Annotated in this window: 17 protein-coding genes; 15 read left to right on the top strand and 2 right to left on the bottom strand. The window is 46.6% G+C overall.

Annotated elements, in window-relative coordinates:
- Positions 1-52 precede the first annotated feature (52 nt).
- The 6 genes from AAE02nite_RS06245 to AAE02nite_RS06220 all read left to right on the top strand — a co-directional run bounded on the left by AAE02nite_RS06245 (position 53) and on the right by AAE02nite_RS06220 (position 10,361).
- Positions 53-2,119 carry an FAD-dependent oxidoreductase gene (locus AAE02nite_RS06245; protein ID WP_146896046.1) on the top strand — a complete coding sequence of 689 codons (2,067 nt, stop codon included), beginning with the start codon at positions 53-55 and terminating at the stop codon, positions 2,117-2,119.
- 124 nt (positions 2,120-2,243) lie between these two features.
- Complete coding sequence (locus AAE02nite_RS06240) at positions 2,244-4,259, top strand: FAD-dependent oxidoreductase (RefSeq protein WP_146896044.1); 2,016 nt, start codon at positions 2,244-2,246, stop codon at positions 4,257-4,259.
- 95 nt (positions 4,260-4,354) lie between these two features.
- Positions 4,355-6,043, top strand: a complete 1,689-nt coding sequence (locus AAE02nite_RS06235) for an FAD-dependent oxidoreductase (RefSeq protein WP_246150835.1) — start codon at positions 4,355-4,357, stop codon at positions 6,041-6,043.
- Between the two features lie 79 nt (positions 6,044-6,122).
- Positions 6,123-7,571 carry a carbon starvation CstA family protein gene (locus AAE02nite_RS06230; protein WP_146896042.1) on the top strand — a complete coding sequence of 483 codons (1,449 nt, stop codon included), beginning with the start codon at positions 6,123-6,125 and terminating at the stop codon, positions 7,569-7,571.
- 515 nt (positions 7,572-8,086) lie between these two features.
- Positions 8,087-8,632, top strand: a complete 546-nt coding sequence (locus tag AAE02nite_RS06225) for a gluconate 2-dehydrogenase subunit 3 family protein (RefSeq protein WP_146896041.1) — start codon at positions 8,087-8,089, stop codon at positions 8,630-8,632.
- 16 nt (positions 8,633-8,648) lie between these two features.
- Positions 8,649-10,361 carry a GMC oxidoreductase gene (locus tag AAE02nite_RS06220; RefSeq protein WP_146896039.1) on the top strand — a complete coding sequence of 571 codons (1,713 nt, stop codon included), beginning with the start codon at positions 8,649-8,651 and terminating at the stop codon, positions 10,359-10,361.
- 275 nt (positions 10,362-10,636) lie between these two features.
- Here AAE02nite_RS06220 and AAE02nite_RS06215 read toward each other — a convergent pair whose 3' ends face one another.
- Complete coding sequence (locus AAE02nite_RS06215) at positions 10,637-11,404, bottom strand: DeoR/GlpR family DNA-binding transcription regulator (RefSeq protein ID WP_146896037.1); 768 nt, start codon at positions 11,402-11,404, stop codon at positions 10,637-10,639.
- Between the two features lie 376 nt (positions 11,405-11,780).
- On the opposite strand from AAE02nite_RS06215, the gene AAE02nite_RS06210 reads away from it, so the two are divergent.
- The 9 genes from AAE02nite_RS06210 (at position 11,781) to AAE02nite_RS06170 (ending at position 25,052) form a co-directional block, all read left to right on the top strand.
- Entirely contained in the window at positions 11,781-15,041 is a 3,261-nt protein-coding gene (locus AAE02nite_RS06210; protein WP_146896035.1) for a SusC/RagA family TonB-linked outer membrane protein, read from the top strand.
- A gap of 12 nt (positions 15,042-15,053) precedes the next feature.
- The gene (locus AAE02nite_RS06205) at positions 15,054-16,454 is read left to right on the top strand and encodes a RagB/SusD family nutrient uptake outer membrane protein (RefSeq protein WP_146896033.1); all 1,401 of its coding nucleotides are present in this window, start codon (positions 15,054-15,056) and stop codon (positions 16,452-16,454) included.
- 91 nt (positions 16,455-16,545) lie between these two features.
- Entirely contained in the window at positions 16,546-17,847 is a 1,302-nt protein-coding gene (locus AAE02nite_RS06200; RefSeq protein ID WP_146896031.1) for an MFS transporter, read from the top strand.
- An 81-nt stretch (positions 17,848-17,928) separates the two neighbouring features.
- The gene (locus tag AAE02nite_RS06195; RefSeq protein WP_146896029.1) at positions 17,929-18,930 is read left to right on the top strand and encodes a 2-hydroxyacid dehydrogenase; all 1,002 of its coding nucleotides are present in this window, start codon (positions 17,929-17,931) and stop codon (positions 18,928-18,930) included.
- A gap of 22 nt (positions 18,931-18,952) precedes the next feature.
- Positions 18,953-20,413, top strand: a complete 1,461-nt coding sequence (locus AAE02nite_RS06190; protein WP_146896027.1) for an FGGY-family carbohydrate kinase — start codon at positions 18,953-18,955, stop codon at positions 20,411-20,413.
- Positions 20,410-21,870, top strand: coding sequence for an FGGY-family carbohydrate kinase (locus AAE02nite_RS06185; protein ID WP_146896024.1), 1,461 nt, complete (start codon positions 20,410-20,412; stop codon positions 21,868-21,870). Before AAE02nite_RS06190 ends, AAE02nite_RS06185 begins: the two co-directional genes overlap by 4 nt.
- Positions 21,863-22,462, top strand: a complete 600-nt coding sequence (locus tag AAE02nite_RS06180) for a histidine phosphatase family protein (RefSeq protein WP_146896022.1) — start codon at positions 21,863-21,865, stop codon at positions 22,460-22,462. The genes AAE02nite_RS06185 and AAE02nite_RS06180 overlap by 8 nt, the downstream gene beginning before the upstream one ends.
- A gap of 384 nt (positions 22,463-22,846) precedes the next feature.
- Complete coding sequence (locus AAE02nite_RS06175) at positions 22,847-23,842, top strand: glycerophosphodiester phosphodiesterase family protein (RefSeq protein ID WP_146896020.1); 996 nt, start codon at positions 22,847-22,849, stop codon at positions 23,840-23,842.
- 136 nt (positions 23,843-23,978) lie between these two features.
- Positions 23,979-25,052 (top strand): metallophosphoesterase, encoded by a 1,074-nt coding sequence (locus AAE02nite_RS06170; RefSeq protein ID WP_146896018.1) that lies wholly within the window; start codon positions 23,979-23,981, stop codon positions 25,050-25,052.
- A gap of 17 nt (positions 25,053-25,069) precedes the next feature.
- Here the strand turns inward: AAE02nite_RS06170 and AAE02nite_RS06165 are convergent, their stop codons facing one another.
- Entirely contained in the window at positions 25,070-25,903 is an 834-nt protein-coding gene (locus tag AAE02nite_RS06165) for an amidohydrolase family protein (RefSeq protein WP_146896016.1), read from the bottom strand.
- Between the last annotated feature and the right edge of the window lie 3 nt (positions 25,904-25,906).

Here is a 25,906-nt window from a genome sequence, read left to right as displayed (position 1 = left end):
CCGGGACAGCAACTGAATATATTTTAAATTATCACCTACCTGAATATTCATCATGATTGCAGCAAAACAGCTTTTTTTATTTATTTTCTCCCTCAGCTTAATTTTTATAAACGGGTCTGCATGGGCCCAGCAGAAAAAAGTTACCGAAGTAGATATTTGTATTTATGGCGGCACCTCGGCCGGTATTATAGCCGCTTACACTGCCAAAAAAATGGGCAAAAGTGTGTTGCTGATTGAACCCGGTAAATTTGTTGGGGGCATGACTACCGGCGGTTTGGGTGCAACCGATATTGGCAATAAATACGCGGTAACCGGTTTGGCCAAAAACTTCTACCGTCGCATCGGCAGCTATTACGGCAAGTTTGAGCAATGGACTTTTGAACCCCACGTGGCCGAAAAAGTTTTTGCCGATTTTATCCGGGAAGGAAAATTAGACATTATGAAAAGCCGCCGGGTAACCGGGGTGAAGAAAGAAGGCGAATGGATTCGGGAAATTGTACTGGAAGATGCCCAAACTCCCGTGCGTACCAACGACCTGACGGTAAAAGCCAAAATGTTTATGGATTGTACCTACGAAGGCGACCTGATGGCCCGGGCGGGCGTATCGTATACCGTAGGGCGGGAAAGCAATGCGCAATACGGCGAAACGTACAATGGCGTCCAGGTTGCTGACTTTCACCAATTTTCGGATGGCGTAGACCCTTATGAAGTACCCGGCGATCCCGAAAGCGGTTTGCTGTGGGGCATCAGCCCCGAATTGTTGTCCCCAACCGGTACCGGCGACAAAAAAGTACAGGCTTATAATTTCCGGCTTTGCCTGACCCAGGATAAAAACAACCTGATTCCGTTTACCCAGCCGGCCAATTATAATCCGGCCCATTACGAATTACTGGCCCGGAATATAGCCAAAGAATCCTGGAAAACCATCCACAGTAATTTTACCACCAGCAAAACGCCGGACGGCCAGTTAAAGGTGCAGCACACCGGCGGCTTTCTCATTAAAAACATGCCCAACGGCAAAACTGACTTTAATAATTTCGGCGGTTTTTCTACGGATATGATCGGGATGAATTACGATTACCCGGAAGCCGATTACGGAACCCGCCAGCAAATCTGGCAGGCGCACGAAGACTATACCAAAGGCTTGCTTTACTTCGTGAGCCACGATCCGCGGGTACCCGCGCCCATTCGCCAGGAAATGCAGACCTGGGGTTACCCAAAAGATGAATTTAAAGAAACCGGTGGTTTTCCGAACCAATTGTACGTGCGGGAGGCCCGCCGGATGATTGGCGAAGTGGTCATGACCCAGAAACACTGTGAAGGCGCTGAGGTGGTGCCGGATGTAGTGGGTATGGCGGCTTACGGCATGGATTCGCATAATATTCAGCGCGTGGTGGTAAACGGTATGGTGAAAAATGAAGGCGACGTGCAGAAATCGGTTAGTTACCCGTACCCGATTGCTTACCGGGCAATAACCCCCAAACGTGCCGAGTGCGCCAATTTATTAGTGCCGGTCTGTTTGTCGGCTTCGCATATTGCTTACGGTTCTATCCGGATGGAACCGGTGTTTATGGTGTTGGGCCAGTCGGCGGCTACGGCAGCCGTTATGGCCATTGATGCCAAAGTGCCGGTGCAGCAGGTAGATGTAGCCAGGCTGCAGCAGCGCTTAACCCAAAATCCTCTGGTAGATAACCGCCCACCCGAAATACTGGTTGATAATGATGATAACAGCCAGGTAAAGGTAACCGGTTCGTGGGTGACGGCCAGAGGCGGCTACGGACGTAACCGGTTCCAGGCCGATGCGCCAGCTGGCGAGATCAAAGGAGTTAAATATTCGCCGGCTATTACCAAAAGCGGTAAATACCAAATTTATACCTACCTGCCCAAAATAGAAAACCGGACCAACCAAACGGCCATTACCATATTCGATGGTAAAAAAGAAAATAATATTATTTTAAAAACGGCCGATGTTAAAGAAATAGGCTTGTCTTCGGGCGAGTGGGCTTCTTTGGGTACCTACAGATTTACCAAAGGTAAAAATGCCTACGTTGAAATATCGAACAAAGGTGCTGATGGGGTGGTGATAGCCGATGCAGTAATTTTAGTGCCGGTAAAATAATACGCCGCTGCGCTCGGACCAATATTTCAGGCCATCAGCAGCAGCTTACCCCGAAAAAGAATAGGCAGTTAGGTGTGCCTTTGACTTAAACAGTTAGAACTTTTTACTTTTTATAAAAAGCTTTATGAGAAAATTATCTTTTTTAATTATTCCGCTGGTACTGCTTATTTTTACTACACTTACCGTACCGTTGCGGGCCCAGAATAAAAATATAACCGAGGTAGATATTTGTATTTACGGTGGTACCTCGGCGGGCGTAATTGCCGCTTATACGGCTAAAAAAATGGGTAAAAGCGTTTTGCTGATTGAGCCGGGCCGCCATCTGGGCGGCATGAGTTCGGGCGGACTGGGTTATACCGATATTGGAAATAAATACGCTATTACCGGTTTGGCCCGCGATTTTTACCGGCGTATTGGGCAACACTACGGCAAATTTGAACAATGGACTTTCGAACCCAAGGTGGCGGAAGCGCTATTTCAGGAGTATATTAAGCGCGGCCAGGTAAATGTACTGTACGAAAACCGGATCACACGCGTGCAAAAGAACGGGAACCTGATTAAAGAAATTACGCTCGAAAATGCTGCTCAGCCCCAAGCCGCCACGAATAAAATTGTACGGGCCAAAATGTTTATGGATTGCACCTACGAGGGCGATTTAATGGCCCGGGCGGGCGTATCGTATACCGTAGGCCGCGAAGCCAACAGCCAGTACAACGAAACTTTTAACGGCGTGCAGCTGATGAATGGCCACCAGTTTCCGGACGGTATTGACCCCTACGTGGTACCCGGCGACCCCAAAAGCGGTTTATTATGGGGCATTCATAATTCCGAACTAAAACCGGCGGGCAGCGGCGATAAAAAAGTGCAGGCTTACAATTTCCGGATTGCCCTGACCAATGTACCCGGAAACCAGGTGCCCATTACCCAGCCGGCCAATTACGATCCAAAGAAGTACGAATTATTAGTCCGGTTAATGGAGAAAAAGCCCTGGACTGCTTTAAGCAGTGGCTTTATCTGGAGCCTGATGCCCAACGGCAAAACCGATATTAATAACCGCAACGGTTTCTCGACCGACATGATTGGCATGAACTGGGATTACCCCGAGGCCGACTATGCCACGAGGGCCAAAATCTGGAACGAGCACGTAGATTACACCAAAGGCCTGTTGTATTTTGTGGGCAACGACCCGCGGGTACCGGAACACATCCGGGCCGAGATGAAAAAGTGGGGCTATCCGAAAGACGAATACACCAAAAACGGCCACTGGACGCATCAGCTTTATGTGCGCGAAGCCCGGCGCATGGTCGGTGAACTGGTGATGACCCAGCACCATTGCCAAGGCCGCGAGGTGGTACAGGATGGCGTGGGTATGGCGGCTTATACCATGGACTCGCATAACTGCGACCGGCAGGTCGTAAATGGCATGGTTAAAAACGAAGGGAACGTAGAAGAAGGTGGTTTTGGGCCGTATCCTATCTCGTACCGCGCCATTATTCCCAAGCAAAAAGACGCTGCTAATTTATTCGTGCCGGTTTGCTTATCGGCCACGCACATTGCTTATGGTTCTATCCGGATGGAGCCGGTATTTATGGTACTCGGCCAGTCGGCAGCCGTTGCAGCCAGTATGGCCATTGATGCCAAACAACCCGTGCAACAGGTGGATATTAAAAAGCTGCAGGCAAGGTTAGCCGCTAATCCGCTGGCCGATGGCAGCACGCCCGAAATACTGGTAGATAACGATAATACCCAAACCACCAAAGTAACCGGTTCGTGGGCTACGAATAACAAAGGTGGTTACGGCCCAACCTATTTTACCAGTGAAGCAAATGCCTCCGGAACCCAGGCCGTACAATTTACGCCCACAATCAGCAAAGCGGGCCGGTACCAGGTGTATGCTTATTTCCCGAAACTCCCGAATGCGAGCACCCGAACCCATCTCCAGATTTTCGACGGCAAACAGCAGAAAGATATTTCTATTAACAAAGCCGATATTCAGGTGGTAGGCCAAACCTCCGGCGAGTGGGCTTCTTTGGGTACTTATAACTTTGCCCAAGGTAACCAGGCCTTTGTTAAAATATCAAATAAAGATGCCGATGGCGTGGTAGTAGCCGATGCCATATTATTAGTGCCGGCGCCTTAACTGCTGGTAATAAATCTTAAGCCTGGCCAAATGCAGCCCAGGCAAAATCAAAATAGAAATTTAATTAAGTACGATAATCCTTTAAAACTTTTTCCATGCTAAAAAATCAACTTTATGTTATCTGTTTACTCTTCTGTATGGGCTTGTTTTCCTGTGCGGGAGATGCGGCCCGGAACAAAAACCAGGCAGACGACCAGACTTATCAGGCCGATGTAATTGTGTATGGCGGCAATTCCGCTGCTATAACGGCTGCCGTGCAAGCCGCCCGCATGGGCAAATCGGTACTGGTGGTATCACCGGATAAACACCTGGGCGGTTTATCGTCGGGTGGTTTGGGCTTTACTGATACGGGCAAAAAAGAAGTAATTGGTGGGTTGGCCCGGGAGTTTTACCACCGCATTTACATGCATTATCAGAAAGCAGATGCCTGGCAATGGCAGAAGCAAGAGGAGTACGGTAACAAAGGCCAGGGCACCCCAGCCATTGACGGCAGTGAACGCACCATGTGGATATTTGAGCCGCATGCCGCCGAGGCCGTGTTCGAGGATTTTGTAAAGGAAAACAAATTAAAAATTTTTCGCGATGAGTGGCTGAACCGGGAAACCGGCGTGAAAAAAGAGAACGGAAAAATTAGTTCTATTCAAACCCTCAGCGGTAAAACCTTTACCGGTAAAATGTTTATCGATGCTACCTACGAAGGCGATTTAATGGCGGCGGCCGGGGTGAGTTACCACGTGGGCCGCGAAGCCAACAGTTTGTACGGCGAAGAATACAATGGGGTGCAAACCGGCGTGCTGCACCACGACCATTATTTTAAAACCAACATCGACCCCTATAAAACGCCCGGCGATAAAAGCAGCGGCTTGTTGCCGCTCATCTCGGCCGAAGACCCCGGCGTGAAAGGAGAAGGTGATAAGAAAGTACAGGCGTATAACTTCCGGATGTGCCTCTCGAACCACCCCGACAACCGGGTGCCTTTCCCAAAGCCGGAAGGCTACGACCCGGCCCGGTACGAATTATTAGGTCGTGTTTTCGCCTCCGGCTGGCGCGAATTATTCCGCAAATTCGACCCAATACCGAACCGCAAAACCGATACCAACAACCACGGCCCGGTCAGCACCGACTATATTGGGATGAACTGGGATTACCCGGAAGCTAGTTATGAGCGGCGGCGCGAAATAATTAAAGAGCACGAAAACTACCAGAAAGGCTTAATGTATTTCATGACCACCGATTCGCGGGTGCCGGCCGATATGCAGCAGGAACTAAAAACCTGGGGCCTGGCCAAAGACGAGTTTAAAGACAACGGCAACTGGCCGCACCAGATTTACGTGCGCGAAGCCCGCCGCATGGTAAGCGATTATGTCATGACGGAAAACGAAACGGTGGGCAAGAAACCGGTTCCTAACCCGGTAGGCATGGGCTCTTATTCTTTAGATTCCCACAATATTCAGCGCTACGTAAAGCCCGATGGCTACGTGCAAAACGAAGGTGATATTGGTATTCATCTAAAAAATCCTTACCAGATTAGCTACGGCGCCATCATTCCGAAGAAAGCTGAATGCGAGAATTTATTGGTGCCGGTTTGCGTATCAAGTTCCCACATTGCTTACGGTTCTATCCGCATGGAACCGGTATTTATGATTCTGGGACAAAGTGCCGCTACCGCCGCAGCCATGGCCATAGACAAAAATATTGCCGTACAGGATTTGGATTACGAGCAACTGAAAGCCCGTTTGGAGCAGGATAAGCAAATTCTGAGTCAGCCGAAAAAAGCCTTGTAGAAATATACGGTTAAAGCCCAAAGTAAAGTTTAAAATGCTTACTTTGGGCTAATTTTTTACTTATCCACCAACCTTTGCTATGATTTCATTCTGTCTTTCTGTTGTTGCCTTAGTGGTCGGATATTTTCTGTATTCGAAAGTAATAGAGCGCATATTCGGGATTAAACCCGAACGCCCGACACCAGCCCTGACCATGACCGATGGGGTAGACTTTGTGCCCATGCCGGCCTGGAAGATATTCCTGATCCAGTTTCTGAATATTGCCGGGCTGGGGCCTATTTTCGGGGCGGTAGCCGGTGCCATGTGGGGGCCAATGGCGTTTATCTGGATTGTGCTGGGTTCGATTTTTGCCGGTGGGGTGCACGATTATTTTTCGGGCATGCTGTCGTTGCGGCATAAAGGCGAAAGCATTACCGAACTTACCGGCTATTATTTAGGCAACGGCATGAAACAGTTTATGCGCCTGTTTACCTTGCTTTTGATGATTATGGTAGGCGCCGTATTTATAATGGGGCCGGCCAAAATTCTGGATAGTATGACCGGCTCCGGCAACATGGCCCTTTGGATAAGCCTGATTTTTGTTTATTATATTCTTTCTACGGTTCTGCCCATCGATAAATTAATCGGGAAAATATACCCGCTGTTTGGTTTTGCCTTGTTGTTTATGGCCGTGGGTATTACCGTAGTAATGCTGAAAAATGGCTTGGCCATTCCCGAAATAAGTACGGCAAATTTAAGTAACCTGCACGTGAACCCGGCCCAGTTTCCTATTTTTCCGATGGTTTTTGTGACCATTGCCTGTGGGGCTATTTCGGGTTTTCATGCTTCGCAGTCGCCGATGATGGCCCGCTGCATGACCAACGAGAAGCAAGGGCGTACCATTTTTTATGGCGCCATGATTACCGAAGGCGTGCTGGCTTTAATCTGGGCGGCTATTAGTATGAGCTTTTTTGGCGGCGTACGGGAATTAAATGAGGTAATGACCCAACAAAACGGCAATGCGGCCTTTGTGGTAAACGAAATATCTAATTCACTCTTAGGAAAATTAGGTGGATTTCTGGCATTGTTGGGGGTGGTAGCCGCGCCTATTACTTCCGGCGATACCGCTTTCCGGAGTGCCCGATTAATCGTTGCTGATTTTCTGAAATCCAATCAGGCTTCCTTCCGCAACCGCCTGCTCATTAGTATTCCGTTATTTGCGGCCGGCCTAGCTTTAACCTTTATTGATTTTGGTACGGTCTGGCGGTATTTTGCCTGGACCAACCAAACCTTGGCTACCGTAGTGTTGTGGATGGTGACGGCTTACCTGATTGGGGAGAAAAAGAATTTCTGGGTATCGCTGGTGCCGGCGGTTTTTATGAGTGCCGTGGTAACCGCTTATATTTTAGTAGCCCCCGAAGGGTTTAGCCTCCCGGTTGAAATTGCTTATACAGCGGGTGTGGTCGTAGCCCTGGTGCTTTTAATTATTACCCTGCTTAAAGTTTACCGGGTGCGGGATAAACAAAAGGTAAAGTTGGAGACTGTTTAGGAATTTAGAGTATTAGATTGTTCTTTAGATAGTTGAGTTTATTCCATTCGATAGTTTTCACCTTTGCGGCGAACCCTTGCTTTTCTTCTGGAGGTATTTAACCCTTCCGCCCTCCGGGCACCTTCCCTAAATTAGGGAAGGAGTTCGGCCGAACCGGAATCTAGCAGAATAGCGTTGTTGGGCTAGCTTGTTAATTAATTTTTAAAAATAATTTAGGCTTAGAAAAGCACAAGCTACGCAGCAAACTACAGCAGTTTGGACAGCGAGGGCCTTCTAAGGTTGTGGTGCGCAGCATTCCGACGGAGGAGGAAAACAAGCTTAGACAGCCCGAGTGGCCAAACGGGGCTCGCCGGCCGGGAGGCTTCTTAGACCTCTAAGCATAGTTAGCACCCGTGCATTGAAAGATGGAATCTTTCAAAAGATAGACAGATAAAATATTCATGATTTTACCAGAAATAAGCCTTTTCTTACCACTGCAATTTGAACTTTAGCTTAATATTTTCTTTTTTACATTTATGAAAAGACGAACGGCTTTAAAAAGCCTGGCTCTGGTATTGGGCGGAACCCTCTCATTACCCGCCTGGGCCAATGCCTGGAATGCAGACACCCTCTCCGGTAACCTAAATCAGTTAGTTTCTCCGGACCAGCAAGCTTTATTGGCAGAAATAGTAGAAACCATCATTCCTGCTACAAATACCCCGGGAGCGAAAGACTTAGGTGTACACCGGTTTATCCTGACCATGCTCGCCGATTGTTACGAAAAATCAGCACAGAACCGCTTTGTAGAGGGACTGACGGAACTAGACGAAACTGTAAAAGCACATTACGGCAAATCGTTTGTTACCTGCTCACCTGCCCAGCGCCTGGAAATATTAAAAGCCCGCGAAGAGGCCGCTAAAATATTACCCCCCGAGAAAGAACCTTTTTTTCCTTTCCTGAAAAATATAACCATTCAGGGTTATTTAAACTCCGAATACGTGATGCGCGAAGTTTATAAATACGAACTTGTACCGGGCCGTTATAATGGCTGTTTTCCGGTAACCGCATCCGCTAAAAAATAAATACTTAATACCCCAGATGGCAAATTTAAATACCGATAGTATCAAAAACCGCACTTACGACGCCATTGTAATAGGTTCGGGCATAAGCGGCGGTTGGGCCGCCAAAGAACTTACCGGCAAAGGCCTGAAAACCCTGGTGCTGGAGCGCGGTCGCGACGTAAAACACGTAACCGATTACCCTACTACCTTTAAAAATCCGTGGGAATTTGAACACCGCGGGCAGGTTCCGCTGGAAATTACCAAAGCTAACCCAATTATCAGCCGGTGCTATGCTTTCCGCGAAGATGCCATGCATTTTTTTGTGAAAGACCAGGAACATCCGTACGTACAGGAAAAGCCTTTTGATTGGATTAGAGGTTACCAGGTAGGCGGCAAATCGTTGCTATGGGCCCGCCATACCCAGCGCTGGAGCGATTTTGATTTTGAAGGCCCAGCCCGCGATGGCTTTGCCGTAGATTGGCCCATTCGGTATAAAGATATCGCTCCATGGTACAGCTACGTCGAGAAATTTGCCGGTATTTCGGGTAACAAAGATGGCTTGCCGGAACTGCCGGATGGCGATTTTTTACCGCCCCTGGAGTTAAACTGCGTAGAGAAATATTTTAAAGAACAGGTAAAATCTAAATATTCAGACCGCCACGTAATTATTTCGCGGTGCGCCCACTTAACCGAACCACAAGCCATTCATCACCAGCAGGGGCGGGGCAAATGCCAGAACCGGGTATTATGCCAGCGCGGCTGTCCGTACGGTGGTTATTTTAGCAGCAATGCTTCTACCTTGCCCTGGGCTGCTAAAACCGGTAACTTAACCATGCGCCCGCAAGCCATGGTACAATCTATTATTTACGACGACCAGAAAGGCAAAGCTACGGGTGTAAGAATAATTGATGCAATTACCAAAGAAGCTATTGAGTTTTACGCACCTGTTATTTTTGTAAATGCAGCCGCTATTAATACCAATTTAATATTGCTCAACTCTACCTCCAGCCGCTTCCCGAATGGTTTGGGTAACGACAGTGGCGTTTTGGGTAAATACGTGGCTTTCCATAATTACCGTGCCCGGGTTTCGGGTAGTTACGATGGCTTTTTAGATACTACCACCGATGGCCGGCGGCCTACCAGCGGGTATATTCCGCGTTTCCGAAACGTATTTAAACAGGAAACTGACTTTTTACGGGGCTATGCCGCTGGATTTAGTGCTAACCGGGGGCAGTACCAAAGCCGCACCGGATTAGGTGCCGAATTAAAAGAAAATTTACTGATACCAAAATTAGGCAACTGGAATGTAGGTAGCCACATGATGGGCGAAACCATTCCGAAAGAAACCAATACCCTAAGCCTGGATCCTACGCTGAAAGACGAATGGGGCATTCCGCAACTTAGATTCAACATAGGCTATGACGACAACGACGAGAAAATGGTAAAGGATTACCTGGAGCAGATTTCAGATATGTTTACCAAAGCCGGTTTTAAAAATATTACAGCTTCGGATTCGAAACAAGCACCCGGCTTGGATATTCACGAGATGGGCGGCGCCCGCATGGGCAAAGACCCCAAAACTTCTATCCTAAATGGCTGGAACCAGATGCACGCCTGCAAAAACGTATTCGTAACCGATGGGGCCTGTATGACTTCCACCGCTACCCAGAATCCGTCTTTAACCTACATGGCTTTAACCGCTCGCGCCGCTGATTATGCCGTAAAAGAACTGAAGAAAAGAAATATTTAACTTGGAATTTAACGCCCCTTGTTTTCCAAAGGGGCTACGGTAAATATTAAATTATTGCCTCATGGCCGTGTCTTAAGACCGGCCATTTGCTTTTTAGCCTTTTAATAAAAATACCATATATCAGAACTGCGGTGCCAAAATATTAATCAAGGCTATAAGCCAGAGGCCGGCAGAAATCATCATCAGGGGGATGCCGGCGATAGACATAGCTATAAATGTAAGCTGGGTGCAAGGCTATTTAAATATTCGGATTGCAGGTGCTCTGCAGAATCAGGTTATCTGGCAATAATTACCTTAATACCCCTTTCTTCGAGCATTTCAACTATACTGTCCGAGACGCCACTATCGGTAACAATGTATTGCACCTGATCCAGGCTGCACACCCGGCCCAAGCCGCGCCGGCCAAATTTCGAGCTATCAGCCAGTACGGCAATTACCTGCGCCGATTCTATCATGCGCTGATTTAAAGTGGCTTCGGTTAAATTAGTAATAGACAGGCCAAAATCCAGGTCGATGCCATCTACGCCCAGAAATAAAATGCCGCACGAAATGCCAGATAAAATTTGTTCGGCGAAGGAGCCGGCTACCGAAGATGAATTGGGCCGGATTAATCCACCCAGTTGTAAAATCTCAACGTTGGGCCGGTTGCAGAGTTCCAGGGTTACTTTAACGGCTGGGGTAATAACCGTCAGGTGTTTGGTTGGGTGTAAGTGGCGGGCCAACTGAAAAACGGTAGTACCCGAACCAATAATTATGGAATCGTTTTGCCCAATTAGCGACAAGGCGGCTTTTGCAATTTTTTGCTTTTCGTCGGCATTTATTAGTTCCTTTTCGTCAATGGGTCTTTCGTTGGTGTAAGGATTATTAATAGAGCCGCCGCCCCGGGTCCGGAAGAGTAGGTTTTTATCTTCCAGGAGCTTTAAGTCCTTGCGAATAGTTACCCCCGAAACTTCCATTAAATCGCTGAGTTCCTGGATATTTACCCGACCGTCTTCCTGAAGTTTCTGCAAAATAAGCTGGTGTCTGTCAGTAATATTTTTCATGAATAAATTTTAAAAGCTTAACCTAAAGTTAACATTTCTCCCTTAATGTTTGATACAAACTTAACATATCTTAAATAGTCTTTCAATTATCTTTGTTTTTATGTTGAAAATAGAAACCTATTGTTTAAAATGTTGCAAGGTTAAGTTAATTATAATAAAAACTTATTATTTATACACTTTAAATTTATTTAAATTAGGTTTAATTTAGTTTAATTAACTTTTATTTAGTTTATTTGGAACAGGTTAATTGAAGTGATTAAAACAATTGCGAACGACTGCCCTTGCTGAGAATGTGTAAGCAGAAAAAGTTTTAGTTTCTCCTTTATACCGGTAAACCTAATCTATTTAATTCTTTTACACCACACGCATAATTAAAATGAAAAAATATTACTATGATCATTGGATGAAAGCTATTAAACTTAGCTTACTATCTGGTATAGCTATCATTAGCTTTCCCGGGGTACTTACCGCCAGCCCGGCAAAACCGGCATTATTTGCCCGAAGCTTATCTATCACAGAAAAAAGTGGGCTAATAAATTCTAGAAATACCTTACCGCCACTATTTAATGCAGCAACTAGACCAATAACTGGTATAGTTTCATCGGAAGCAGGCGAGCCATTGATAGGGGTAACGGTGGTTTTAAAAGGAACCTCTATAGGGGCTTCAACTGATGTATCCGGAAACTATTCGCTGGAAGTGCCTGACAATGGCGGCGTATTGGTATTCTCTTATATTGGTTATGCAACAAAAGAGGTGGTTATTGGCAATGCTACTAACCTGAATGTAACCCTGGCTACCGACGCGAAAAGTTTAGATGAAGTGGTGGTAGTGGGCTATGGAACTGAAAGTAAAAAAAATATAATCAATTCCGTGGCTAGCGTGGATAGCAAAGAGCTGGTGGATAGGCCGGTGGTTAATTTTCAGCAAGCCCTGACCGGTAAAATTCCGGGGGTGGCCATTGCGCAAAGCAATGGGGCGCCGGGTGCCGGCATGACTATTAATATTAGGGGCGTGGGATCGATTACGGGTGGTACCCAGCCCTTGTATGTTATTGACGGTTTGCCGCTTTCGGCGGGTACCGACCAAGGGAATGATAATTTTAATTATTCTTTAAACCCTTTAAATTCCATTAACCCCAGCGATATTGAAAGTATTCAGGTATTAAAAGATGCCGCGGCTACTGCCATTTACGGCTCCCGTGGTTCTAACGGGGTTGTAATTATTACTACTAAAAAAGGCGCCTTCAGCGAAAAACCGACCATTAGTTTTAATGCCTACGGGGGTGTTTCGCAGTTAGCCAAGAAAGTGGATGTAATGGATGCGTACGAGCATGCTAACTACACCAAACTGGCCCGCGATTTAAGCTGGATTAGCAAAAATCCCGCAAAAAATAAAGCAACCGATGCTTTAAGCCTCAGAAATATTGATGACCGCTATCCGGCCTATATGCTCCCTTATATTAATGGCGAACCAGGTTTAACCAATACAGATTGGCAGGATGAGTTTTACCGGATTGCCAAAGTACAAAACTATGACTTATCGGTTAGCGGCGGCACAACCAAGACCAGGTATTTTGTCTCGGCTAATTACCAGGACCAGGAAGGTATTATTCCTAATTCGGGCATTGAAAAAGCTAGCGTGCGGCTCAACCTGGATTCGGAATTAAGTGATAAACTGCGCATTGGCATTAATGTAAATCCTACCTATATAAATAATAACCTGGCGCGTTCTGAGAAAAACTGGGGCGATGAAGGGTTAGTTATTGGTACTTTGATGCAGCATCCCGAGTTGCCGGTTTACAATGAAGATGGCTCTTACGCGGTAGATAAATTATTTCAAACTTTGTGGAGTGGCGAGTCGAATGTGGTGCAATTTCAAAACCCGGTGGCCTTGGCCAATTTGGTTGATAATAAGATGAACCAATTCCGGACGACCTTTAATGGCAATGTAGAATATGATATTGCGAGTAAACTAACTTTTAAAACATCCTTTGGCGCCGATTTAAATTATTTTGAGCGGAAATATTACCGGCCGAAATCTTTGAGTTATCGCACGGAGCCGGCCCCTACAACTTTCTTTAATTATGGTTCGGTATTTAATTCCAACTCGGTCAATATTTTGTGGGATAATACTTTAGCTTATTCCGAAAGCATCAACAACGAGCATAATTTTAATTTTTTGCTGGGTAGCAGCATGCAAAAAGAAGTTAGCAAAGATGCAACGGCCGAAGGGCGAAACTTTGCTACCGATAACGTAAGAACTATAAATACCGCCCAGGAACGCTATAGCTCCGAAGACCAGCGCGAATGGAGTTTATTATCCTACTTTGGCCGCGCTTCTTATAATTATCGCAGCAAATATTTAGTAACAACTACCTTGCGGGCCGATGGCTCTTCTAGGTTTGGCAGCAACACCAAATGGGGCTTGTTTCCTTCGGTATCGGTAGGTTGGCGGGTTTCCGAGGAAGAATTTTTCAAAAACGATTTTGTAAATGACCTTAAGCTGCGGGCAAGTTATGGCTTAACCGGGAATAACGATATTCCGTACTACGGTTCCATTGCTTTACTATCCACTAACGGTAAATATCCCATCGGCGATGTGGTGCAATCGGGGTTATTTCCGAGTACGGCTCCCAACCCCAATCTTTCTTGGGAAAAGACCAAGACCATTGATGTCGGGTTTGATTTATCTTTCTTAAAACATTATACCTTCACCGCCGACTATTATTATTCCCATAGAACGGACCTGCTCCTGAATGTTCCAGTACCTTCTTCCTCGGGTTATAGTACCTCCCTGCAAAATATTGGGGCCTTACAAAACCAGGGAATCGAATTTGCGGTAGCCACCGACCGGAAAATAGGTCAGGGAGATTTTACCCTGGGTTTGAACTTCTCGGCTAACCGGAATAAAGTGTTGGCCTTGGGCCCCGGTCAGGAGCAAATTATCTCTTCCGGCGGTTTAAGCGGCTCCCATGTTACCAGAATTGGCCATCCGGTAGGTGCGTTTTTCGGTTACCAGGTGCTGGGCAAATTTGAATCTGCGGACCAATTAGCCGCTACTCCTAAATTGGGTAATCAGAAAGTAGGCGACTTCATTTACCAGGATACCAACGGTGACAAGTTAGTTAACGCCGATGATAGGGTGATTTTAGGCGATAATAACCCGGATTACCAAATCGGGTTAAATATTAGCTACCGGATAAAAGGATTTGATGTATCGGCGAATGTTTATAGCCAGCAGGGTCTGCAGGTTATCAATACCATGCACCGGTATTTAGCCGAGGCGTGGGGCAATAATTTGTCGGTTTATTTAGATGAGAATGCGCCCCGTCCGGTTTGGGGAGTGGGTTCTTCTACCCATACCCGGGCTTCCAGCTGGCAAATTGAAGATGCATCTTTTATCAGAATGCGTGAAATTATTCTGGGCTATTCTTTGCCCAATACCCTCACGAGTAAGCTGCGCATTAACCGGGTACGCATTTATGCTTCTTTGTTAAACCCTTTCACCTGGACCAAATATTCCGGTTATAACCCCGAAGTGTCCAGTAATTTCGGCAGTGCGCTTACCCCCGGCGAAGAGTTTGGTAATTATCCGGTGAGTAAAACTTCTACTGTTGGTATTAATATTTCCTTCTAATTTTTTAAAGTCATGAGATACCTCTTTTATATAGCCTTATTTTTTGCAATAATTTCCTGCGAGTCCTACATCGACTTAAAACCCCTGGCCGAAAACAGTGTCGATAATTTTTATAATACTGCCTCCGATATGGAGCAAGCCGTAATGGCCACCTACGACGGACTGCAAACGAGCATGCGTCCCGGGTACCTGGATCATTTTGCGGAAGTCCGGAGCGATAATACTTACAATTTTGCCACCACGCCGGCCGGCGGTGCTTACGCCGATTTTGATAATTTTAATTTAACATCCGCTAACGACCGGTTGAATGTTTTCTGGCATAATTCCTATCTTACTATTCAGCGGGCCAATATTGTGCTAAACAGAATAGATGATATTTCCATGGACGCAACGGTAAAAGAGGCCCGAAAAGGCGAAGTTAAATTTATTCGGGCGCTTACCTACTTTTATCTGGTGCAGATTTGGGGCGATGTGCCTTTGGTGATTGAAGAAACAAAAGACCCTATTGCGTCTATCAATCACACCAGAGCACCGGTTACCGAGGTTTACAACCAGATTATTACTGATTTAACCGAGGCCGCTGAGGCCTTGCCCATTACGGTAAATGCGGCTAACGATGGTCGGGTTACAAAAGGAGCCGCTCTTGGTTTATTAGCTCGGGTTTACCTGGTCCGGAAAGATTACCAGAAAGTAGTTGAATATACCGACCAGGTAATTAATTCTAATCAGTACGCGCTAGATGGTGATTATGCTGGGATATTTGATTATGCCAAGAAAAGCAATGAAGTAATATTTAAAGTGGTTTTTAAAAGCGGCACTAATTCAGAAGGGTATCCTTTTTTAAATGTTAATCACGATTATAACAACACCGCCGCCCGTGATTTTATGGAGACCTTTAAAAACGACTCCCGGTTAGATGCGAATGTGGATACGACCAATATTAAGACGTACTCCAGTCCTAAAGTTCATAATACTAATGTAAATAACGACAATACCATTGATATCAGAATGGTGGTATTACGCTATGCTGATATCCTGCTGATGAAAGCCGAAGCCCTGAATGAACTCTCTTATCCTAGCCAAACCGCGCTTGATTTATTAAACCAGGTGCATACCCGGGTTAAGCCTAATCCTGCTCTAAACATGGCTGACCTTACGACTAAAGACCAATTTCTGGAGGCTATCTTGAAAGAGCGGCGCATTGAATTTGCTTTCGAGAATTTACGTTGGTTCGACCTGGTAAGAACCGGCAAAGCCCTGGAAGTAATGACCGCCAAAAATGGCGGTGGCGATAAACCAAATGCTGCCTCGGCGCTACCCTATACGTTCAGCCAAAATGATTTATTGTTTCCGATACCGCAAGTACAAATTGATGCCAGCAGCGGAAATTTAAAACAGAATCCCGGCTACTGATTTGATTACCAAATAAATAATATTATTTTACGCTTTTACGCACCCGCCGCACAATCCACCAAAAATTTTAAAATCATAACAAAAGACTTACATGCGTACAGAAACAAATTCGGGAAATTCCTTGCTGGATAAAGTTGGCCTGCCGGGGCAACTGGGCTGGGGATATTTAGGTATTTTAATTTTTATGATGGGCGATGGCCTGGAGCAAGGCTGGCTGAGCCCTTATTTATTAGAGCATGGTATGTCCATGCAGCAATCGGCTTCTTTGTTTACCGTTTACGGCATTACCATCGCTATTTCTTCCTGGTTTTCGGGCGTACTGGCCGAAGGTTACGGTGCCAAGAAAACAATGGCCATGGGTTTACTCCTTTATATTATTGGTACCATAGGTTTTGTGGCTTATGGCATGACCGACCTCAACTTTCCGATTATGCTATTGACTTATGCGTTGCGGGGCTTTGGTTACCCATTATTTGCCTATTCTTTCCTGGTTTGGATTACCTATCGCAGTCCGCAACAAAAACTGGGGCGGGCCGTGGGCTGGTTTTGGTTTGTGTTTACAGGCGGGTTAAACGTGCTGGGCGCTTATTATTCCAGTTGGGCCATTCAGCATTTAGGCTATATCAACACCATGTGGAGCTCTATCTTCTGGGTTTTGGTGGGCGGCTTTTTTGCGCTGGTTTTAAACCGCGATAAATTTAAATCCAGCAATACCAATCCGGGTGCCAAAGCCCAGGAATTAATGAAAGGTTTAACCATTGTAAAAGAAGAACCCAAAGTTTTGTTAGGCGGTCTGGTGCGGGTGATTAATACCACAGCCCAGTTTGCTTTCCCGGTTTTCTTACCTACGTACATGGCGGCGCACGGCTTTTCTACTACTGAGTGGCTGCAGATTTGGGGTACCATTTTTACCGCCAATATTGCTTTTAATTTAATTTTTGGCTTTGTCGGCGACCAGATGGGCTGGCGCAATACCGTTATGTGGTTTGGCGGTGTAGGTTGTGCTTTGTCTACTTTGTTATTCTTTTACACGCCGCAACTGGTCGGCGATAATTTCTGGGTGGTGTTAATGGCCGGGGTTTTGTGGGGCGCTTTGCTGGCGGGCTACGTACCGTTATCGGCGCTGGTACCGTCTTTGGTTTCCAAAGACAAAGGCGCGGCCATGGCTATCTTAAACCTGGGCGCTGGTTTGCCGGTTTTTCTGGGCCCGGCTATTGTGGGCGTATTTATTGGCTTAGTTGGCAACGAAGGCGTCGTTTGGATTTTAGCCGGTCTTTATTTACTCAGCGCCATTCTCACCAAATTTATTACCCTGCCAGATAACGCCAAAACCGCCCATCATGTAAAAGCCGATGTAGCAACGCGGCCCATCAAAGAATTAAGCACCCGTTAATAATTATAGAATTTTCCCGGGAGGTAAGCGACTAGTGTTTATTTACTCCTGATCTTTTTATCTCACCTAAACAAGATTACCATGAGAATTTTAATTACTGCGCCTTACCACGAGAAAGCGCAAGCGGTGTTGGCCCAAACGTTTGGCGAAATTATTTACCGCCCCTGGAAACCTCACGGCCGGGCCTATAACGCCGAAGAATTAATTTCTTTATTAAAAGAAACCCATGCCGATGCTTTAATAACCGAACACGATAACGTTACGGCCGAAGTAATAGAAATATTCCCGGACTTAAGATTTATTGGTGTGTGCCGCGGCACACCCTCTAACGTAGCCGTAGAAAAAGCCACCGAATACGATATTCCGGTTTTCCATACGCCGGCGCGTAATGCCCAGGCAGTAGCCGAAATGTTTGTGGCCAATGTAATTACTTTTTTACGCAACACCATTGCCGGCTGCGAGTGGCTGGCCGGTGAAAACTGGGAAGCCGGAGCGCATACCTCGTACCTGCAATTTAAAGGCAACGAACTGGCCGGCCGCACCATAGGTATGGTTGGGTTTGGCGCCATTGGGCAGCGTATTGCCGAGATGGTGAAGAATTTCCCTTGCCCCATCCAGTTTTACGATCCTTATGTAAAGCAATCCGATTCAGTCTATAAAAAAACTACCCTCGAAGACATTTTCGAAACCAGCGATATAGTTTCCATTCATTTGCCGGTTACCGACCAAACCAAAGGCATGATCGATAAGACTTTGATTTCGCGGATGAAGAAAGATGCTATTTTTGTAAATACGGCCCGGGCCGTGGTGGTTAACCGCGAGGATTTACTCGATGCCTTAGAAAATAATCAAATCCGGGGGGCTATTCTGGATGTATTTGACCACGAGCCGCCCGATGCCACCGATTACAGAATTATTCACCGGCCCAATGTTTTGGCCACGCCGCATATTGCTGGGGCTACTTTTGAGGTAGAAGACCACCATGCCTTTATCATGAACGATGCCTTAAAAAGCTGGTTTACCGACCATAACCGGAATATAAAACAACTGGCCAACAAAGAAATATTGACGGTTAAAAGCTAAAACTACCTGTAAATAGTAAAAAATGGCGGCAAAAGAAGCATACATTATTATTGATATTGGCACCGGTAATGTGCGGGTGGCGGTAGCGGCTACCAGCGGCAAAATATTAAGCGTGGAGCGGGCAAATATGCCTTACCACAAAGATGAAAATTATCCCGAAGCTATTTACTTCAACCCAAATGAGCTTTGGGGCATTATTACCAACCTGGCCCAAACTGCTTTACAGCAGGTACCCGGCGTAGAAATAAAAGCCTTAACCGCTACCAGCCAGCGCGAAGGAATTGTTTTAATTGGTCAAAACGGCGAATCGCTGATTGGTTTACCCAATATTGATCACCGCGGCCGGGAGTGGGAGAGCCTCATGACTGATAAAAGCAATATTTATACTTTAACCGGCCGGTACCCTACGTCGCTGTTTTCGGCTTTGAAATTGGTTGGTATCCGGGAGCGACACCCCGAGATTTGGGAGCAGTTTGCCACTTTTGTAAGTATCAGCGATTGGGCGCAATATATGTTAAGCGGTGTGGCGCGGTATGAGCACTCGCAGGCTTCCGAAACCTTGCTGTACGACGTAGCCCAAAAGCAGTGGTCGCCGGAACTGTGTTTTACTTTTGATATTAACCCGAATAACCTGTCGGAATTAGGAAGTGCCGGTGCTATTCTGGGTAATATTTTGCCCGAACAGGCCAGCGTCCTGAATATTTCGCCGGCGGCGGTAATCATTATAGGCGGTGCCGATACCCAACTCGCTGTTTTGGGCACGCAACCGGCACCGGACGATGTGGTAATTGTTTCGGGCACGACTACGCCCATTATTAAACTGGCTAATAGTTACATAATCGACCCGCAGGAACGGTCGTGGACCAACCGCCACACCGATGTCGATAGCTTTATCCTGGAAACCAACGCGGGCGTAACGGGCCTGAATTATCAGCGCCTGAAAGAAATATTTTACCCCAACGAAAGTTACGCGGTAATTGAACAGGAGTTGGCGGCGCTTACGCAGCTACAATGTGTGGCTTCGCTGGGATCGCTGGTAGCCGACGAAAAAACTCCGATTACGAAAGGTGGTTTTATTTTCCCGGCTCCGGTTTCGCATTTATTAACCCGCGCGCATTTTGTTTGGGCCACCTTGTGGGATATTGCCTGCAGCATTAAAGAAAATTACAGCACCCTCTGCGATATTGAAGCGCACGAAAAAGATTATGTGTGGGCCTGCGGCGGCGGTTTTCAAAGTCCCTTGCTGCGGCAGTTTATTTCTAACCTGTTGCAGAAGAAAGTGATGGTGCGCGAAAATTATCAGCAGTCGTCGGTAGTGGGAGGCGTTATTATTTGCAACGAAGCCTTGGGTGTAACCGGGCAGACCGAGGTGCCGGTAACCGTGGTAGAACCCCAGGTAAATGCCCGCGATCAGCAGTTGTACACCGAATGGAAAAAGAACCGGGCCACCTTTAAACAAATGTGCCTGGAGGAAGTAGCATGAAGGAACCTTATTTTTTAGGCATCGACATTGGCACGCAGGGCGCCCGCGTAGTTTTGCTGGATGTAAGCGGCCACGTGGTGGGCAGCCAGGAAGAAGCCTTTGCCTTAAACGAAAAATCGCGCGAAGAACAATCGCCACAGGAGTGGTGGGCCGCTACTGAACGGTCGGTAAAAGCATTATTGAAGGAAGCCGCCGGACAAATTGCCTTAACGGATATTAAAGCTATATCGGTTACGTCTACTTCCGGTACCGTTATTCCGCTGGATGCCGCGAATAATCCTTTATACCCGGCAATTATGTACTCCGATAACCGCTCGGCGGAGCAGGGACGGTTGTGTAAACAGGCTGCCCAAAAATATCATCCGCAGGGTTATACCGGCTTCAATGCTTCCAGTGGCTTATCCAAAATGGTTTGGTTTGGGCAACAATATCCCGACAAAGCCCAACGGCTGCGCAAATGGATTCACGCGACCGATTATATTATTGGTAAACTGAGCGAAAACTGGGGCATCACCGATTATACCAATGCGTTAAAATCGGGTTATGATGTAAACGAAGGCTTTTGGCCCGCTTATATTTATGAACAACTGCCTTTAAAAAAAGAGTGGCTGCCCGAGGTAGTGCCTTCGGGTACCCCCATCGGGCATTTAGCACCAGCTTTGGCGGCAGATTGGGGCTTAAACTCGCAGGTGCAAATTGTAGCCGGCATGACCGATGGCTGCGCCTCCCAAATTGCTTCGGGAGCCGTTAACCTCGGCGACTGGAATACTACCATTGGTACAACCCTGGTCGTAAAAGGCGTAACCCGTACCGAAATAAAAGATCCCGAAGACCGGCTTTACAGCCACCGTCACCCCGAAGGATTCTGGATGCCCGGTGGCGCCAGCAATACCGGCGCCGATTGGATAACCCAGGAATTTAAAGCTGATTTAGACGAACTGAACGAACAAGCCGCGCAACTGATTCCGTCGGGTTATATTGCTTACCCGCTCCGGCAGGAGGGAGAGCGCTTTCCGTTTATTTCGCCGCAGGCCCGCGGTTTTGAACCGGAAGGTTTAACGCCGGCGCAGCGTTTTGTGGCCAACCTGGAAGGAGTCGCTTACATCGAGCGGTACGCCTTTGTGTTGATCGAGCAATTATCCGGCGAAAAAGTAAAAGCGGTATATACGGCCGGCGGCGCTAGCAATTCCGATACCTGGCTTACCATCCGGAGCAACGTGCTTAATCGGCCCATTTACAAAATGCGGCATGTAACCGGGGCCGTAGGCGCGGCTATTTTGGCGGCCTCCAAAACCCATTTTAATTCTATTATAGAAGCTACCCAGGCCCTTACGCACATCGAGAAAGAATTTAGACCGAACCCAGCCTTAAGCACCAGCTACGAAGCCGGTTACCAGGAATTTATTCGGACCTTGCAGGAAAAGGGCTATATTCAGAAAGATTATCAATATGCTTAACATATATTTACTACGGCACGGGCAAACGGCCTGGAACGCCGATGGCAACCGTTACTGTGGTCGCACCGATTTACCATTAACCGAAATTGGTTTGCAACAAGCGCAGTCAGCCGCCGAACAATTTAAAAATATCCATTTTGATGCAATTTATTCCTCTCCGCTGGAAAGGGCTTTTCGAACGGCCCAAATTGCGAGTGGCCGCCCCGATGTAAAAACCGACGAACGCTTAATTGAAGCTGATTTTGGCCAATGGGAAAGCAAAGCCAAAGAAGTATTTATTCCGGAAAACGAGCAACTGTGGCAAAACTGGTGCGAAGATCCGGCCAACACCCGCGCCGGTGGAACCGGTGAATCGGCCCAGGAAATCGTAAACCGGGTAGATGATTTTTTCCAGGATTTAAGGCAGCAATACCCCAGTGGCAATGTAATGGTGGTGGCTCACAACGGCGTAAATCGTTTTTACCTGGCTTACAAGTTAGGCATGCCCCTGAAATATTATCGTCGGTTAACACTGGATAATTCTTCTATTACGCATTTCGGCCTGGATGAAACCGGTGAAATTTCGCTGATGCGCCTTAATAGTAAGTTGTAGTTAGCTAAGTAGCTGCTTTATATTTCTGCTTCAAATAGCGTTTAATGCCATGGGTGGTGTTATCACCGCCCATTATAAAGCTTTTGCCAGACTACTTGCCGGTGAAAACACAATAGACATGCAGGATAAGCGCATTGCATTGCCCGGGTGCTTTAGCCCCGGGTTTAAGGAAATATTTGGCACCCCTGACTGAAGTCAGGGGCAATTCAAAGTTAAGCGATTGAAAAAGGTGCTTAGCCTAACGACTATGGTGCCTTCGCAGTAAAGGCAACAGTTTCTGTTATTTTATAAAATGCTAAACAGGTTCATAATCTGCAAAAATTATGTAATTACCGGCACCGCAAATTTTCTGTAATCAATACCTAATATTTATTACCAGCTAATATGATTAAATATTTTAAACAGTTTACTCCAACCAAAGCCTTTCGTAATTTCCGGGTGTTGGCATTGGTAGCTATTCTTAGTAGTTCGGCGGGCCAGTTGTGGGCTCAAAAAGGCAAAGACCTCCATACCCTAAACTTAAAATCGCCAGCCGATTTACATGCCTTTTTTAAGTACACCGGGCAGGATGTGCCTTTAATTAGCGGGCACCGGGGCGGCATGACCAAAGGCTATCCGGAAAACTGCATTGCTACTTTCGAGAATACCCTGCGCCATACGCCGGCTTTTTTCGAGATAGACCCACGGCTGACCAAAGACAGCGTTATTGTGCTGATGCACGATGCTACCTTAGACCGAACAACTACCGGCAAAGGAAAAGTATCAGATTATACCTGGGCCGAATTGCAAAAGTTGAAATTAAAAGATTCGGAAGGCAATATTACCGAGCACCGGATTCCTACTTTAGACGAGGTGATTAAATGGAGCAAAGGCAAAACCATTATCAACCTCGATAAAAAAGATGTGCCGCTATTCATGACTGCCAAAAAGCTAAAAGAGCACCAGGCCGATACCTATGTGATGCTAACGGTGCACAACGCGCAGCAAGCCAAATATTACTACAACCAAAACAAAAACCGCATGTTTTCGGCATTTGTCCGGACGAAACAGGAGTTTGAAGATTTTGAAAAATCCGGCGTGCCCTGGTCGCAGATTATGGCTTACGTGGGCCCCACGAATAAACCGGAAAACAAAGAACTCTACGATTTATTGCATGCCCGAGGCGTAAAGTGTATGATTTCGGCGGCTCCTACCTATGATAAATTACCCGACCCGGCCGAGCGCCGCAAAGCTTACCGCGAAACCTTCCAGGCCGGTGCCGATGTATTGGAATCGGATTTACCCATTGAGGCCGCCGCTGCCATTCAGGATTTAATTCCGAAAAAAAGTCCACAGCTTAAGTATTTTCAAAAGCCAGGTGGGAGCCAAGCAAAACGCTAAGAAAAAGGCCGAGGAGTAAAAAATATTAAATTAAGGTGGCGCTTTTTCGCGCTGGGTCTTGCTACGCCGCCCGCCTGAGAACCTGAAGAGGTTAGTATAAATATTTTAGACCGTTTTTATTCAACCTAAGAGCATAATGAAATCAAAAATTCTTTTGAACCTGTTAATTGCGCTTCTTTTAACCGGGCAGGTATTTGCCCAAAAGAAATATGTTGCACCCGCTTTAAGTGATGCCAAATCCTGGTCGATGATTTTGGTGCCGGACCCGCAAACCTACGTAAAGTTTGAACGGAACCAGCCGATACTGGAATTAATGACTACCTGGATTAAAGAAAATGTAGAGTCGCTGAATATTAAAATGGTGCTTTGTACCGGCGATTTGGTTGAACAAAACGAGATGATTAACCCGGATGGAGAAAAGGCCAACCAACCGAGTAAATTGCAATGGGAATCAGTAGCGCGTTCGTTCAGTAAACTAGATGGCATTGTGCCTTTTATTACCGCCGCTGGTAACCACGATTACGGCTACTCCAATATCAGCTCCCGCAACACTAACTTTAATAAATATTTTCCGGTCGATAAGAATTTTCAGACGCAGAAACTGGTGCGCGAAGTAGCGCAAAACGCCGAGAAGATACCAACTTTAGAGAATGCCGCTTTCGAATTTACTTCCCCGCATGGTCAGAAATTCTTGTTCCTCACGCTGGAATTTGCGCCACGCGATACTACTTTGGCCTGGGCCAAAGGCGTTATCAATCAGGATAAATATAAACAGCATAAAGTAGTGGTGCTGACCCACTCCTATATGAACTCCAAAAATGAGCATATGATAAAAGAAAATTACCCGATTGCCGAAGGAAATTACGGGGCAGGAATCTATCAGAAATTAGTGCAGCCATCAAAAAATATTCAGTTGGTATTTGCTGGCCACATTGGCGCACCGGATAAACCCAAAGAGCACGTGGCCTTCCGGACCGACACCAATGCGGGCGGCAAAAAAGTACAGCAAATGGTATTTAATGCGCAGGCGCTGGGCGGTGGCTGGTACGGCAACGGCGGTGATGGCTGGCTGCGCATCCTGGAGTTCTTGCCCGATGGTAAAACCGTAAAAGTAAGAACCTTCTCGCCTTTCTTCGCGATTTCGCCCACTACCCAGCAATTTGCCTGGCGCACCGCTAATTACGACGAATTTTCGTTTGTTTTGGATTAATCAAAACGGTAAAAGTCTTAAACAGCTAAATTATAAAACCGAATAGCGTTGCCGCCCAATATTTTCTCCTGGTCTGTTTTGGAAAATTGGTTTAAATATTCCCTTACCAGGTTCATGACTTCGGTGTAAGTGCCGGCCAGGGTACAAACGGGCCAGTCCGAGCCATGTATCAAGCGTTCGGGACCGAAAGCTTCTGTAACTACATCCAGGTAAGGTTTAAAATCGGATGGTTGCCAATTATGCCAATCGGCTTCGGTTACCATGCCCGAGAGTTTGCAGTACACGTGCGGGTGCTGCGCCAGTTCCCGGATATGCTGGGCCCAGGGCAGTAATATTTGGTCTTTAATAAATGGCTTGGCAATATGGTCGAGCACAAAAGGTTGGTTCGGAAATTTAGCTACAAATTCGGTGGCTACCGGCAAGTGCTTAGGGTAGATGAGAATATCGTAAGTGAGGTTGAATTTTTGCAGCAAGCTAATACCGCGCAGAAATTCCGGCCGTAATAAAAACTGGTCGTCGGGTTCGGCTTGCACAACGTGGCGTAAGCCTTTAAGCTTAGGGTTTTGGGCTAATTTGGCGAGTTTAGTTTCCACGTTTGCGGCCTGCAAATCGGTCCAGCCTACTACGCCTTTAATAAAATCATGTTCAGCAGCCAGGTTCAGCAAAAACTCGGTTTCGGCTTCGGTTTGCAAAGCTTGCACCGCCACGGAGCCAGAAAAGTTATTTTGTTCTAACAGAGGAGCCAGCTGTTCCGGCAAATAATCCTGCTGCAAAGGCTTCATGGTGTTATCAATCCAATCGTAAGCGGTAGGGGAATATTGCCAGAAATGCTGGTGCGCGTCTATCTGCATAAT

It is taken from the genome of Adhaeribacter aerolatus, from assembly GCF_007991635.1.
Taxonomy (GTDB): Bacteria; Bacteroidota; Bacteroidia; order Cytophagales; family Hymenobacteraceae; genus Adhaeribacter; species Adhaeribacter aerolatus.
Note: the sequence above shows the minus strand (reverse complement) of the source record. Positions and strands in the feature narration are given on the sequence as shown.